This window comes from Streptomyces tauricus (genome assembly GCF_014650955.1).
GTDB classification, from domain to species: domain Bacteria; phylum Actinomycetota; class Actinomycetes; order Streptomycetales; family Streptomycetaceae; genus Streptomyces; species Streptomyces tauricus.
In genome coordinates this window covers 246,599-260,351 of sequence record NZ_BMVY01000008.1, presented here as the reverse complement: position 1 = coordinate 260,351, position 13,753 = coordinate 246,599, and the positions used below count along the sequence as shown (strand labels likewise).

Genomic DNA, 13,753 nt, shown 5'->3' with positions numbered 1-13,753 from the left:
TGCGCGCGGGGGGCCAGAGTCCGGCAGCCCCGCACGGCGCCTGAACCCCCGCGAACGCACAGGCGAATTCGCCAGTCGGTGACCTGCCCGCCCCGAAGCACGTTGGCCCGGTATGACCCCTTCGTACACAGAGACATACGCAGAGACGGGCCGTCGTCGCGGGTTTCTCCCTCCGCCGGGAGAATCGGTTTCCCAGGGGACTCAAGGGATGCAGGGGACCCACGGGACACAGGGGAACCAAGGGACACAGGGGAGCCTGGGGACGCAGCAGTCTCAGGAGCGCCTGGTGCCCCAGGAGACACAGTGGACGCGAGTGCTGCAAGCGCCCCAGGAGTCACAGGGGTATCAGGGATCGCAGGGCTCACAGGTGTCGCAAGGAGCCCATCAGCCCCTGGACCCGCCCATCTATCGCGCCATGATGCGCGCCTGGGCCGACCGCGGGCGGACCCTGCCCGGCCACCACGACCCCGAGTGGGTCCGGTTGGTGGCCCCTTCGACGATGTACGCGTACGGACGGTTCAGCGCGACTCGGGACCCGCGAGGTGACGGGCGATGACCATCCGCTGGATCTGATTGGTGCCCTCGACGATCTGCAGCACCTTGGCCTCGCGCATGTACCGCTCGACGGGGAAGTCCGCGGTGTAGCCGTACCCGCCGAGCACCTGGACGGCGTCGATGGTGACCTGCATCGCGTTGTCGGTGCAGAACAGCTTCGCCATGGCCGCCTGCCGGGCGAAGGGCCGTCCCGCGTCCCGCAGCCGGGCCGCGGTGAGATACAGCGAACGGCCCGCCTCGATCCGCGTCGCCATGTCCGCGAGCATGAAGCGCAGACCCTGGAAGTCCGCGATCGGCCGGCCGAACTGCTCGCGCCCCGTCGCGTAGGCGACCGCCTCGTCCAGCGCGGCCTGGGCGACCCCGACGGCACACGCCGCGATACCGAGCCGCCCGGAATCCAGTGCGGACAGGGCGATCGCGAAGCCCTGCCCCTCCTCGCCGATACGCCTGCCGTCGGGGATCCATACCCCGTCGAAGTGCACCTGGGCGGTGGGTGAGCCCTTCATGCCCATCTTCTTCTCGGGCACCGCGGCACTCAGACCATCGGAGTCACCGGGCACCAGGAACGCCGTGATGCCCCGCGCGCCCTCGCCGCCGGTCCGCGCGAGCACGGTGCAGAAGTCCGCGACCCCGCCGTGCGTGATCCAGGCCTTGGTCCCGGTGAGCACCCAGTCGTCGCCGTCCCGCACGGCCTTCGTACGCAGGGACGCCGCGTCCGAGCCGGACGCCGGCTCGGAGAGGCAGTAGGCGCCCAGGAGACCGCCGCCGAGCATGTCCGGGAGGTGCTCGACCTGCTGCTCCTTGGTGCCGTAGTTGGCGAGGGCGTGACAGGCGAGCGAGTGCACGCTGACCCCGAGACCCACGGTGAGGCGGGCGGCGGCGAGCTCTTCGAGCACCTGGAGGTAGACCTCGTACGGCTGGTCACCGCCGCCGTACTCGGAGTCGTACGGAAGGCCGAGCAGCCCCGATTCCGAGAGCAGGGTGAAGACCTCCCGGGGGAAGTGCCCGGCGTCCTCCTCCTCGGCCGCCTTCGGGGCGATCTCACGCTGCGCGATGTCGCGGACGAGCGAGATCAGATCCCGGGCCTCGTCCGTGGGCAGTTGACGGTCCACCGGCTGCGGGGCGCGGTCGGGCATGGCGACGATCCTCCCTGTCGGGCACATCGGCGGGCGCACACCTGGGTGGGGCTGCGCCGCCGGGTCTCACTGAGCACCGGTGATGCTCGCGTCTCCGGGTCGCGGAAGCGCCTGATCAGCGGCTGTGCGCTGTGAGTATGCCCGATCGGAGGCATGCAGTCACCAGTTAACGACCGCTTACTCAAGAGTAGAGGATTCCCGTGTGGAATTGGTCCGAACCATTGACCAACTGGTCTAGTCCTCCTACTGTTTCGCTCCAACGCTTCACCGCGTTCATGCCAATCGGCGCATGTTCCCCTCTCCCCCACGAGGAGTCCGATGCTCACCTCGCTCCGTCCTCGCGTCCGTTTCCGGGCGCTCCTGTCCGCCGCGTGTTGCGCCGCCCTCGGCGCGGGACTGCTCGCCGGCGCGGGCACGGCCACCGCGGCCGGTACGACGGCCACCACCGCTTCGACCGCTGCCGCCGCCACGACCGGGAAGGCCGCCACCCCCACAGCGGCCACCGCCGCGGCCGCCGGCTCCAAGGTCGTCGGCTACTTCACCGAATGGGGCACGTACGACCGGAAGTACCTGGTCAAGAACGTCGAGACGTCCGGGTCCGCGGCCAAGCTGACGCACATCAACTACGCCTTCGGCAATGTCACCGGCGGCAAGTGCGCGATGGGCGACAACTACGCGGCCACCGAGCGGACCCACACCGCGGCCGAGTCGGTCGACGGCGTCGCGGACACCTGGGACCAGCCCCTGCGCGGCAACTTCAACCAGCTCCGTGAGCTGAAGAAGAAGCACCCGAACCTCAAGGTCCTGTGGTCCTTCGGCGGCTGGACCTGGTCCGGGGGCTTCACGGAGGCGGCCAAGAACCCCGCGGCCTTCGCCCAGTCCTGCTACGACCTGGTCGAGAACTCCAAGTGGGCCGACGTCTTCGACGGCATCGACATCGACTGGGAGTACCCCAACAGCTGCGGCCTCAGCTGTGACACCAGCGGGCGGGCCGCGTACAAGAACCTGATGTCGGCCGTCCGCGCCAAGTTCGGCGGCTCGGCGCTGGTCACCTCGGCGATCCCGGCCGACGCCACCGCCGGCGGCAAGCTCGACGCGGCGGACTACGCGGGCGCGGCCCAGTACGTCGACTGGTACAACCCGATGACGTACGACTTCTTCGGTGCCTGGGACGCGGCGGGGCCCACGGCTCCGCACTCCGCGCTGAACTCCTACTCGGGGATCCCGAAGGCGGAGTTCCACACCTCCGCGACGATCGCCAAGCTCAAGGGCATGGGGATCCCGGCCTCGAAGCTGCTGCTGGGCATCGGCTTCTACGGACGCGGCTGGACCGGAGTCACCCAGGCGGCGCCCGGCGGCTCGGCCACCGGACCGGCGGCGGGCACGTACGAGCAGGGCATCGACGACTACAAGGTGCTCAAGACGAAGTGCCCGGCCACCGGCACGGTGGGCGGCACGGCGTACGCCAAGTGCGGTAGCGACTGGTGGAGTTACGACACCCCGTCGACCATCGCCGGGAAGATGAGCTACAAGAACGCGCAGGGTTTGGGCGGCACGTTCTTCTGGGAGCTGAGCGGCGACACGGCGAACGGCGAACTGATCAAGGCGATCAACTAGCGTCACCGGTAAGGCAGTCGGGGCGGGGGCCGGAAAAGGTCCCCGCCCCGACTGCCGTCTCCGCGCTGCCGTCTCAGGTGGTGCCGTCTCAGGTGGTGCGGCGCGCGGCCTGCGGGGCCGGGTAGGAGACGTCCAGCTCCTCCACGGCTCGCATCGTGCCGCCGAGCATCTTCACCAGCAGCTCGCGCATCAGATCGCGCGACAGACCGCGGTGGTCGATCCAGTCGAGGGTCGCCCCCTCCACACTGCACAGCCAGCCCAGCAGTGCCGTGCGCGGCAGCGGGCCCACCTTCCGTCGCCCGTACGCCCCTTCGGCGATGGTCTCGACGATGGCTTCCCGTACGCCGTCGCGGATGGCGTGCACCTCGGCGTCGAACCCGACACCGCCGCTGATGATGGTCCGGTACGCGGCCTGGTTGTGCTCGGCGTAGCGCAGATAGCCGTCGATGGTGCGGTGCACCCGTTCCTCCGGGGGCAGTTCGAGACCACCGGCCGCCCGGGAGACCAGCTCGGCCACCGAGTCCTCGACGATCGCCAGGTAGTAGCCGCGCTTGGACCGGAAGTAGTAGTAGATCAATCCCTTGGCGACATGCGCCTGCTTGGCGATGTCGTCCATCGACAGGGCGTCGTAGGACGTGTCGGCGAACAACTTCCGCCCTATGACGATGAGTTCGGCACGGCGCGCCAGGGAACGGTCGGTGCCGCGCGCTCCGGGGCGGTCGACACCGCGCTGTGGACTGTTAGTCAATTCCGGACCTGGTCTCCAACCGCGGGCGGGACTTCCGCAGTATGGCAGAGCCGTACGAGCAGCTTGTTCGAGTCGCTTCGACCGGCCGGTGAGGTGCTGGCGTCAGACGAGGCCGAGCTGCGTCACGAACATCGCGAGCACCAGCACGAAGGTCCAGCCCATGACGTGCTCAAGGATCTTCGGGCCGTCGTCCTTGGGGCCGCCCGTCCGGGCGCGGACGTGTCCGGCGGTGGCAGAGGTCGTGGTCATGGCGGCTCACTCACGGTCGGCTTGCGATGGACTCCCCCGCCGGTTCGGACGGACTTGTCCCACCGGTGCGTCCACTTTGCCATCGGATCGGGCTTTCGCGGAGGAGAGCTTGGTCACGCGGCACGGACGGGTGCGGCGCACATCACAGAGGCGGCCCCTCAGTACCTCAGTGCCAGGGGCCGCCCCTGTCGCCGTACCGGCGTGCGGCGGGCTCAGCGCACGCCCACCGCCGCCAGGGCCTTGCGCTGGGCGTCCGTGGGGCGGGCCGGGAAGTAGAGGTAGCAGACCCCGCCGGTGCCGGAGGCGACGTTCCCGGCGGCGTTGTACCTCTTCGTCCTGAGCCAGATGTTCTCCCACTCGCGCCGCTTGTAGACGCGTCGTACCGCCTCGTTGTCGGGCGAGTTCGGGTCGTTGGCGATCACGTCCCCGTCGGCGGTGAAGCCGATGACCGTCATCAGGTGCCCGGCCGTGCCGTACCCCGCGCCGGTCAGCTCGGCGGCGAGGAACGACTGGGACGTTATGGCCGGGATGCCGGCGGCGATCAGCGTCTCCAGGTCGGCGAGCGAACCGAGCCGGGTCACCACGCCCTGCAGATCCTTGTACGTGGCGGCGTACGCGGCGTTGAAGGGCCAGTTGCCGCAGCCGTTGTACTGGTAGTCGAAGGTGAACCGGGCCGCGTGGCACACCTGCGGGTCGGCGTACTCGGGGTTGACCCAGGCCAGGTCCTCGGCCGTGGGTTTCCGGCCCCAGTACTCGATGATCATCTGGGAGGAGGTCGGGCTGCACCAGGCCTCGCCGCCGTTGTCGTACTCCGGGTACTGGCCGACGTGGATCTCCTGCGAGTAGCGCGGCACCTCCAGTTCCTTCGCGAGACCGGGCGCCGACGCCGGGACCGTGAAGCGGTCGGGGATGTCGGAGCCCATCGCGCCGAGCCGCCACACGGTCGGCGTGGCCCTGGTCCCGGGCTTGCGGTAGAGGGTCAGCCGCAGCCGGTACGAGACCAGGCGCAGCCCGGAGGCCGCGTCGTCGATGGCGAAGGTGTCGGTCCAGACGCTGCTCCTCCCGTCGCTCTGGTCGTCCACCGAGGTGCGCCGGATGTCCTGGTCGCCGGCCGCCCAGCGGCCCATCACGTACCAGGGGGTGTCCGTGCCGTCGGAGTACGTGCCCGCCAGCTCGATCTGCAGCCAGGTACCCGTCGGCGTCCGCGCGTTCCAGGAGGCGATGACCTCGGTGGAGGGGACGCCGAGGCGATGGACCGGCGAGGTCCAGCGGGCGTACTCCCAGGTGGCGGTCGTACCGGTGTGCGGGTCCGTGTAGTCGGTGCGGCCCGCGGGGGTCCGGATCTCCAGGCCGGGGCGGGCCCCCTCCACGGCACGGGTCCCTTCCGCGGTACCGCCGCGCCAGTCGGCGTACGAGGTCCAGGCATGGTTGTCCACGGGGCCGGAGGGTGCTTTCGACTTCGGGGCGGCCGGGGTTCTCGCGGTGTGGGCCGTGGGGCTCGCGGCGGCGGCCGGGCTCGCGGCTCCCGCGGCGGCCGCCGCCACGGCCGCGGCCAGGAGGGTTCTGCGGGACGGCTGTTCGGCTCTGGTCATGGACGGAAGACCCCCAGGTGTCCGGAACGGGCTGGTCCGGTGCGTGGATGCTGTGCGGGTGTGGGCCAACTATGGAACGTGATCACGGCTTCTGCCAGCACTTCGGACGTCGCGGCGCCGACCAATATTGGTCGAGACCACTGATGGGGCGGGCGACCCGATTCATCCGATATCGGTCTCGGTAGAGTGTTCCTCCGCAATAGCCACGCCCCCTTTCCACGCCTCCCCGCTCCCTTCCGCCACCTCCGCACCCAGGGAACCCCCATCCACCTCCACACCCTCGCCGACCGGCTGCGCCGGCTGCCGCCCTCCTGCGGTCCCGTCCGGCTCGTCGGCGTCGACGGCCACGCGGGCTCCGGCAAGACCACCTTCGCCGAGCGCCTGGCCGGGGCACTGGGCGGCGCTCCCGTGCTGCACCTGGACGACATCGCCACGCACGAGGAACTCTTCGCGTGGACGGAGCGACTGTTCCGGGAGGTCGTCGAACCGCTGGGCCGCGGCGAGACCGCGCACTACCGCCCCTACGACTGGCGGCTGCGCGACTTCGGGCCGTCCCGCGCCCTGCCGCCCGCGCCCGTGATCCTCGTCGAGGGGGTCGGCGCCGGTCGTCGTGCGCTGCGGCCGCGACTGGCGGGACTGCTGTGGATGGAGATGCCCCACGAGGACGCATGGGCCCGCGGGCGGCTGCGGGACGGCTCGGCGCAGAGCGATTTCTGGGCAGACTGGGTGCCCGCGGAGCGCCGGCACTTCGCCGAGGACCCTTCGGAGCCGTTCGCCGACCTTCTGGTACGACAGTGTTCAGACGGATATGAGGTACTGCCAGGACCTGCCGAGACGTCGCGGAGAACGCTTTCCGTCACAGATCGTGACGACCCTGCGCCTTTGTGCTGAAGTCGTGAAGACCGCTGTCCGAGAAGTTGCCTGAGTGCCCCAACTCGGCTTGACCGAGGGGCCGTACAGGTCTTACGTTCTCAAGGAGCGGCCTTCGGGGCCGCCCTACAGACGCGAAGCCCCCGGTTGTTCCCCCGTGATCGGGGGCTTCGTTCTGCCCTCGGGCGTTTTGCGGACGCTCCGGGACGCAATTCGCTCACCCTCAGTGACCGTCCCGAGCGTGTCCCGTCCGCTCCCACCTCGAAGAACCCGTCGTGCGGCACCCTACGGCCCGACGCTCCCCCGCAGGTACGATGCCTCTTGGTGCGACTTTCGGACGGCTGCTCTCCGCACCGCACGCAACTCCCGTCCGCGGCACAGCGGTTCGACGAAGACTGCCGACGGGCACCGGCCCGCCCGGTGATCAACGGGGGCACGGTATGTGGGGGACGTGATGGACTTCGGCACGCAGGGCCCCGAGGCCCCGGCCGACCTCGCCTGGCTGCGAGGTGTGGACGCCTACACCATGGGGGCCTATCCGCAGGCGGAGGAGGAGTTCCGCGCCGCGGTCCGGATGGATCCGGGGATGGCCGACGGCTGGCTGGGACTGCACGCGCTGCGCATCGACACGACGACCGCGCTGCTGCGGATGTTCCGCCACCGCGACCGCTTCGGGGAGCAGCGCACCCGCCACCGGCGCACGCTCAACTCCTGGTACTGGCTGGGCTGGTGGGTACAGCCGGTCCTGGAGTCGCCCCGCGATCTGCTGCTCGCGCACTCCTCGCACTGGCTCGACGGACGCCATGTCCCGGAGCTAGACCGGGCGTTGGCGGGCCTGCCCCCGGTGGACGCGGACGCGCAGGTCCGGTTCCTGCACGCCTGCCGGGCCTATCTCGTCAAGGACTGGGAGCAGTTGGTCCGGCACACCGACCCGCTGATCGACGATCCGATGCTGGGCATCGAGGCGGGCCTGTTCGGCGGGATGGCCCGGGTGCGCCTGGAGATGTACGGGCAGGCCGAGCCGCTCCTGTCGTCCGCGCTGATGCGCTGCCGCAGCGAGCAGCCGCAGCGCAAGGAGCTGCGGTACTGGCTGGCGCGGGCGCACGAGGGCACGGGCCGCTCGGCGGCGGCCCTCCCCCTGTACCGGGCGGTGCACCGGGTCGATCCCGCGTTCATGGACACCTCGGCCCGGCTCGCCGCGATCTCCGAGGGCGACGGGTACGACGAGACGGCCGACCTCGCGGCGATCACGCTCACCGGGGTCGGACAGGACATCCTGGACGGGCCCGACGGCGTCGACCCGCTGTTCGGCGCCGAGGGCCGGGACCTGAAGCTGTCCGAGCCCGAGCTGCCGCCGCCCGGCGCGCTGCCGTCCGAGTCCGACCGGGTCCGCGAGAAGGCGATCGTGCCGGTGCTGCCGCCGCATCTGCCGACCGGGCCCACCGATCCCGCGCTCCTCGAAGAGGCACTGTCCGAACTGGAGGGCATGGTCGGCCTCGAACCGGTGAAGCGCCAGGTGAAGGCGCTCTCGGCCCAGCTGAACATGGCGCGGCTGCGGGCCGGTCAGGGACTGCCGGTCCAGCCGCCGAAACGGCACTTCGTCTTCTCCGGCCCCTCCGGCACCGGCAAGACCACCGTGGCGCGCATTCTCGGCCGGGTCTTCTACGCGCTCGGGCTGCTCGGCGGCGACCATCTCGTCGAGGCGCAGCGGGCCGACCTGGTGGGCGAGTATCTCGGCCAGACCGCGGTCAAGGCCAATGAGCTGATCGACTCCGCGATCGGCGGGGTGCTCTTCGTCGACGAGGCCTACTCGCTGTCCAACTCCGGGTACGGCAAGGGCGACGCGTACGGGGACGAGGCGCTGCAGGTCCTGCTCAAGCGGGCCGAGGACAACCGGGATCATCTGGTGGTGATCCTCGCGGGCTATCCGGAGGGCATGGACCGGCTGCTGGCCGCCAACCCCGGGCTGTCGTCCCGGTTCACGACGCGGGTCGACTTCCCCTCGTACCGGCCTCTTGAGCTCACCTCGATCGGTGAGGTGCTGGCCGCGGAGAACGGGGACGTGTGGGACGAGGAGGCGATCGACGAGCTGCGCTCCATCAGTGGGCACGTCGTCGATCAGGGGTGGATCGACGAGCTCGGGAACGGGCGGTTCCTGCGTACGTTGTACGAGAAGAGCTGCGCCTACCGGGACTTGCGGCTTTCCGGGTATCCGGGTCATCTGACGCGGGATGATCTGGCGACGCTTCGGTTGGCTGATCTGATGCAGGCGTATGGGGAGGTTCTCTCGGGGCGGGGGCCGTCGGGGGTGTGAGCCCCCGTCGGGCCGCGCCCCGAGGACCCTCCGGGGTCGGGTGCGCCCGCGAGCTGCTTGGCTTGCTGCCCGGGTCGCGGGTGCGGCGGCGGCGTGGCTGGTCGCGCCGTTTCCCGCGCCCCTTGAAGCGCAAAGATTGCGCCGTTCCCCGCGCCCCTGAAAGACAAAAGCCAAAGACTGCGCCGTTCCCCGCGTCCCTGGGTGGCCCGCGCCCCCGGGACGTGGGGGCGCGGGTTGGCTGTGTCAGCTGGCCAGGGCCTGTTGGGGGGAATCCGCGGGCTCTGGGGAACCTGTGCGTGGCTCGGTCACCCGGGGTGGTGGGGTGTCCCGGTGAGCCGGGTCGCGGACCTCGCCGACCAGGAGTTCCAGTACGTCCTCCAGGGCGACCAGGCCCAGGACCCGGCCCGACGCGTCGGCGACCTGCGCGAGGTGCGTCGCCGCGCGGCGCATCACGGTCAGGGCGTCGTCCAGCGGAAGCTCGGCGCTGAGGGTCGTCATGGGGCGCCAGACCTGCTGCGGCACCGCCCGCTCGGACTCCTCCAGGTCGAGTACGTCCTTCACGTGCAGGTAGCCCATGAAGGCGCCGTTCTCCGCGACCACCGGGAAACGCGAGAACCCGGTGCGGGCGGTGAGGGCGACGACCTGGCCCGGCGTGACCGAGGGGCCCACGCTGATCAGCGACTCGCGGTCCAGGAGCACGTCCGTGACCGGGCGGGAGCCCAGTTCCAGGGCGTCCTCCAGGCGCTCCTGCTCCCCGGGGTCGAGCAGCCCGGCCTGACCGGCGTCCTCGACGAGCCGGTTGAGCTGCTCGCTGGTGAAGACCGCCTCGACCTCGTCCTTCGGCTCGACACCGAAGAGCTTCAGGATGACGCGGGCACAGGCCCCGAGGCCCACGGTGACCGGCTTGCAGAGCCGGGCGAAGGCGACCAGGCCGGGGCTGAGCCACAGCGCGGTCTTCTCGGGGGCGGCCATCGCCAGGTTCTTCGGCAGCATCTCGCCGACCACCAGGTGGAGGAAGACGACCGCGGCGAGCGCTATGACGTACCCGAGCGGGTGGATCATGCCCTCGGGAAGGTGCACGGCGTGGAAGACCGGCTCCAGGAGGTGCGCCACGGTGGGCTCGGCGACCGCGCCGAGGGTCAGCGAGCAGATGGTGATGCCGAACTGCGCGGCGGCCATCATGTGCGGCAGGTTCTCCAGGCCGTACATGACCTGCCGGGCCCGTGCCGTGCCGAGCGGTTCGATCTGGCTGCGCCGTACGGAGACCAGGGCGAACTCGGCGCCGACGAAGAAGCCGTTGGCGAGCACGAGCAGACCGGCGAAGAGGAGTTGGAGCACGCTCATCGGACGGCCTCCGCCGCGGAGACGGAAACAGGGGCGGAAGCGGGAGCGGAGACGGGCGCGGTCCCGGCCTCGGCCGTCCTGACCAGCCTGACCCGCTCCGCGCGGTAGTGGCCCACCTGGCGCACCGAGAGGCGCCAGCCGGGCAGCTCGGCCCGGTCACCCGGCGCCGGGATGCGTCCGAGCAGGTCGGCGACGAGTCCGGCGACCGTCTCGTACGGGCCCTCGGGGACGTCAAGGCCGATGCGCCGGAGGATGTCGACACGGCAGCTGCCGTCGGCGTCCCAGGCGGGCCGGCCGTCCTCGGCGGGCGCCGTGGCGAGTTCCGGTACGTCCTGGTCGTCGTGCTCGTCGCGGACCTCGCCGACGAGTTCCTCGACGATGTCCTCCAGGGTGACGACCCCGGCCGTGCCGCCGTACTCGTCGACGACGACGGCGATGGGCTGCTCGTTGCGCAGCCGCTCCAGGAGGGGCTGCACGGGCAGGGTCTCCGGGACGAGCAGCGGGGCCTGCGCGATCCGGGTGACCGGCGTGCGCAGCCGGTCGTGCGCGGGTACCGCGAGGGCGTCCTTGAGGTGCACCATGCCGACGATCTCGTCGATCCGCTCCCGGTAGACGGGGAAACGGGAGAGGCCGGTGGCGCGGGTGAGGTTGACGACGTCCTCGGCGGTCGCGGAGGACTGCAGGGCGCTGACCTTCACCCGCGGGGTCATGACGTGCTGCGCGGTCAGGTCGCCCAGGGAGAGGGTGCGGACGAACAGGTCGGCGGTGTCCTGCTCCAGCGCGCCGGCCTGGGCCGAGTGCCGGGCCAGGGAGACCAGCTCGCCGGGTGTGCGCGCGGAGGCCAGTTCCGCGGTGGGCTCGACGCCCAGAGCGCGTACGAGCCGGTTGGCGACGGAGTTCAGGCCGGCGATCACCGGCCGGAACAGGGTCGAGAAGACGTGCTGCGGGCCGGCGACGAACCGCGCGACCTGCAAGGGCCTGGACACCGCCCAGTTCTTGGGCACGAGTTCGCCGATCACCATCTGCACGGCCGAGGCCAGCAGCATGCCGACGACCACGGCGACACCGGACACGGCGCCCTCGGGGACGCCGACGGCGGTGAACGGGCCGTGCAGCAGATCGGCGAGCGCCGGTTCGGCGAGCATGCCGACGACCAGCGAGGTGATGGTGATGCCGAGCTGGGTGCCGGACAGCTGGAAGGAGAGTTCCTTGAGGGAACTGACGACGGTGCCGGCCCGTCGGTCGCCTTCGGCCGCCGCCTTCTCGGCGTCGGGGCGCTCCACCGTGACGAGGCCGAACTCGGCCGCCACGAAGAAGCCGTTGGCGAGGATCAACAGGAACGCCGCCCCGAGGAGCAGCAGGGGGATGGTCATGCCGCCGCCTCGATATGTCGGGAGGGGGCGGCGCAGGTACTACAGGACGATCCGTCCATCGCTGGAGGGAGTCACTCCTCGAATAGCAGGGGGCCTCTGAGTTCCGGGTGGGAAGTCAGCGGCGGAGGCGCAACGAAAACGCCTCCGCCAACAGATTAATCAAGACATGGGCCCGTACGGCAGGGTGGAAGGCTGAGAGTCAGCCGTGATGTTCGTCGTGCTGCCCCTCGGACGGCCCGTCCGGCCCGTTCGGTTCGCCGGCGGAGCGGGCCTCGGCGAGGGCGCGCAGCGCGCGGGCGTCGCTGATGGCGTGCGCTTTGGCGATGCCCGGCTGGATGCCGAGCACGGGCAGGCTGGTGCCGTCACTGAGGTTCAGAAAGACCCAGGGGTCTCCTGGACGGAGGTTGACCTGCAAGATCTCCGCCCAGGCGAGGCGCCGCGTGCTGGCGATGTTGACGACGGTGACCCCGGACTCGTCGGCGACGACCTTCGGGCGCGCCAGCAGCACGAGTACACCGAGGAGCAGTGCCGCGGTGAAGACGAAGCTGAGGCGCTCCCCCGGTCCGAGCTTCTCCAGCAGCAGCGCGACCGTGGTGATGACCACAAAGATCGTGGCACCGGCGGTCAGCAGTACGGCTCGGGTGCGCCCGGGCCTGAAGGTCACGGGGAGAGCGGGCGGCTCGGTGGTGTCCGGCATGGCGAAGCGGTTCCTCAGGGTCCTCAGAGGCGGCAGGCGTGGATGGCCGTGGTCAGGATGGCCCGCGCGCCGATCTCGTACAGGTCGTCCATGATCCGCTGGGCCTCCTTGGACGGGACCATGGCGCGTACGGCGACCCAGCCCTCGTTGTGGAGCGGCGAGACGGTCGGCGACTCCAGGCCCGGGGTGAGCGCGACGGCCTTCTCCAGCTGCTCGACGCGGCAGTCGTAGTCCATCATCACGTAGGTCCGCGCGACGAGGACGCCCTGGAGGCGGCGCAGGAACTGCTGGACCTTGGGCTCGGCGTCCCCGGTGGTCTCGGCGCCGGTGCGGCGGATGACGACCGCCTCGGACTTCATGATCGGGTCGCCGAAGACCTCCAGGCCCGCGTTGCGCAGCGAGGTGCCGGTCTCGACGACGTCCGCGATGACCTCGGCGACGCCGAGCTCGATGGCGGTCTCGACGGCGCCGTCGAGGTGCACGACGGACGCGTCGACGCCCTGGTCGGCGAGGTACTTGGCGACGATGCCCTCGTACGAGGTGGCGACGGTCTTGCCCGCGAGGTCGTCGAGGGCCTCGGCCGTACCGGGCTTGGTCGCGAAGCGGAAGGTGGAGCGGGCGAAGCCGAGGGGCAGGATCTCCTCCGCGTCGGCCGCGGAGTCGATCAGCAGGTCGCGGCCGGTGATGCCGATGTCGAGCTTGCCGGAGGAGACGTAGATCGCGATGTCGCGGGGGCGGAGGTAGAAGAACTCGACCTCGTTCTCCGGGTCGACGATCCGCAGCTCCTTGGCCTCCCGGCGCTGCTGGTAGCCGGCCTCATGCAGCATCTCCCCCGCGGGGCCTGACAGGGAACCCTTGTTGGGGACGGCGATGCGCAGCATGAGGTCGGCTTCCTTTGTTCGTGCGGTGCGGTGCGGGTGGGGTGTGGATACGGAGTCGGTGCGAGGGCGCGGAGGGACCAGGTGGCTCAGAGGTGGGCGTACACGTCGTCCAGGCTGATGCCGCGGGCGACCATCATCACCTGGACGTGGTAGAGCAGCTGCGAGATCTCCTCGGCGGCTGCTTCCTTGCCCTCGTGCTCCGCGGCCATCCAGACCTCGGCGGCCTCTTCGACGACCTTCTTGCCGATGGCATGGACCCCCTTGCCGACCAGTTCCGCGGTGCGGGAGGTGGCGGGGTCGCCGGTGGCTGCCTTGTGCTGGAGCTCGGTGAAGAGCTCCTCGAAAGTCTTCTTGGACATGGTGGTCCTCACCCTACG

At 70.5% G+C, this 13,753-nt stretch carries 12 protein-coding genes; 3 read left to right on the top strand and 9 right to left on the bottom strand.

The genetic code is table 11. From position 1 onward, the window contains the following. Nucleotides 1-518: 518 nt before the first annotated feature. Nucleotides 519-1,691, bottom strand: coding sequence for an acyl-CoA dehydrogenase family protein (locus tag IE278_RS16150; protein ID WP_189772877.1), 1,173 nt, complete (start codon nt 1,689-1,691; stop codon nt 519-521). A gap of 318 nt (nt 1,692-2,009) precedes the next feature. Here IE278_RS16150 and IE278_RS16145 point away from each other — a divergent pair, with 318 nt between their 5' ends. Further along, nucleotides 2,010-3,308, top strand: coding sequence for a glycoside hydrolase family 18 protein (locus tag IE278_RS16145; protein WP_189772875.1), 1,299 nt, complete (start codon nt 2,010-2,012; stop codon nt 3,306-3,308). Nucleotides 3,309-3,396: 88 nt separating this feature from the next. Here IE278_RS16145 and IE278_RS16140 read toward each other — a convergent pair whose 3' ends face one another. From IE278_RS16140 to IE278_RS16130, 3 genes are all read right to left on the bottom strand, one after another. Continuing rightward, the gene (locus IE278_RS16140; protein ID WP_189772873.1) at nt 3,397-4,056 is read right to left on the bottom strand and encodes a TetR/AcrR family transcriptional regulator; all 660 of its coding nucleotides are present in this window, start codon (nt 4,054-4,056) and stop codon (nt 3,397-3,399) included. A 102-nt stretch (nt 4,057-4,158) separates the two neighbouring features. Continuing rightward, a complete protein-coding gene (locus IE278_RS16135) occupies nt 4,159-4,305 on the bottom strand; it encodes an SCO1431 family membrane protein (RefSeq protein WP_189772871.1) in 147 nt (48 codons plus the stop codon). 212 nt (nt 4,306-4,517) lie between these two features. After that, complete coding sequence (locus IE278_RS16130; RefSeq protein ID WP_189772869.1) at nt 4,518-5,897, bottom strand: C39 family peptidase; 1,380 nt, start codon at nt 5,895-5,897, stop codon at nt 4,518-4,520. A gap of 264 nt (nt 5,898-6,161) precedes the next feature. On the opposite strand from IE278_RS16130, the gene IE278_RS16125 reads away from it, so the two are divergent. Together IE278_RS16125 and IE278_RS16120 are read left to right on the top strand one after the other, a co-directional pair. Continuing rightward, a complete protein-coding gene (locus IE278_RS16125) occupies nt 6,162-6,788 on the top strand; it encodes a uridine kinase family protein (protein ID WP_189772985.1) in 627 nt (208 codons plus the stop codon). Between the two features lie 433 nt (nt 6,789-7,221). Then, nucleotides 7,222-9,081, top strand: a complete 1,860-nt coding sequence (locus IE278_RS16120; protein WP_189772867.1) for an AAA family ATPase — start codon at nt 7,222-7,224, stop codon at nt 9,079-9,081. Between the two features lie 243 nt (nt 9,082-9,324). On the opposite strand, the gene IE278_RS16115 is transcribed toward IE278_RS16120, so the two are convergent. The 5 genes from IE278_RS16115 to IE278_RS16095 form a co-directional block, all read right to left on the bottom strand. Beyond that, the gene (locus tag IE278_RS16115) at nt 9,325-10,425 is read right to left on the bottom strand and encodes a hemolysin family protein (protein ID WP_189772865.1); all 1,101 of its coding nucleotides are present in this window, start codon (nt 10,423-10,425) and stop codon (nt 9,325-9,327) included. Beyond that, entirely contained in the window at nt 10,422-11,798 is a 1,377-nt protein-coding gene (locus IE278_RS16110) for a hemolysin family protein (RefSeq protein ID WP_189772862.1), read from the bottom strand. The genes IE278_RS16115 and IE278_RS16110 overlap by 4 nt, the downstream gene beginning before the upstream one ends. Nucleotides 11,799-11,997: 199 nt before the next feature. After that, nucleotides 11,998-12,495: a PH domain-containing protein gene (locus IE278_RS16105; protein ID WP_189772860.1), complete on the bottom strand. Its 498-nt coding sequence runs from the start codon at nt 12,493-12,495 to the stop codon at nt 11,998-12,000. Nucleotides 12,496-12,518: 23 nt separating this feature from the next. After that, a complete protein-coding gene (hisG, locus tag IE278_RS16100; protein WP_189772858.1) occupies nt 12,519-13,376 on the bottom strand; it encodes an ATP phosphoribosyltransferase in 858 nt (285 codons plus the stop codon). Between the two features lie 86 nt (nt 13,377-13,462). Further along, nucleotides 13,463-13,735 carry a phosphoribosyl-ATP diphosphatase gene (locus IE278_RS16095; protein WP_107019637.1) on the bottom strand — a complete coding sequence of 91 codons (273 nt, stop codon included), beginning with the start codon at nt 13,733-13,735 and terminating at the stop codon, nt 13,463-13,465. Between the last annotated feature and the right edge of the window lie 18 nt (nt 13,736-13,753).

Coding starts and splice junctions, on each gene's coding strand:
- IE278_RS16105 (WP_189772860.1), bottom strand. CDS start 12,495: ATGCCGGACACCACCGAGCCGCCCGCTCTCCCCGTGACCTTCAGGCCC.
- IE278_RS16130 (WP_189772869.1), bottom strand. CDS start 5,897: ATGACCAGAGCCGAACAGCCGTCCCGCAGAACCCTCCTGGCCGCGGCC.
- IE278_RS16110 (WP_189772862.1), bottom strand. CDS start 11,798: ATGACCATCCCCCTGCTGCTCCTCGGGGCGGCGTTCCTGTTGATCCTC.
- IE278_RS16145 (WP_189772875.1), top strand. CDS start 2,010: ATGCTCACCTCGCTCCGTCCTCGCGTCCGTTTCCGGGCGCTCCTGTCC.
- IE278_RS16150 (WP_189772877.1), bottom strand. CDS start 1,691: ATGCCCGACCGCGCCCCGCAGCCGGTGGACCGTCAACTGCCCACGGAC.
- IE278_RS16135 (WP_189772871.1), bottom strand. CDS start 4,305: ATGACCACGACCTCTGCCACCGCCGGACACGTCCGCGCCCGGACGGGC.
- IE278_RS16115 (WP_189772865.1), bottom strand. CDS start 10,425: ATGAGCGTGCTCCAACTCCTCTTCGCCGGTCTGCTCGTGCTCGCCAAC.
- IE278_RS16095 (WP_107019637.1), bottom strand. CDS start 13,735: ATGTCCAAGAAGACTTTCGAGGAGCTCTTCACCGAGCTCCAGCACAAG.
- IE278_RS16120 (WP_189772867.1), top strand. CDS start 7,222: ATGGACTTCGGCACGCAGGGCCCCGAGGCCCCGGCCGACCTCGCCTGG.
- hisG (WP_189772858.1), bottom strand. CDS start 13,376: ATGCTGCGCATCGCCGTCCCCAACAAGGGTTCCCTGTCAGGCCCCGCG.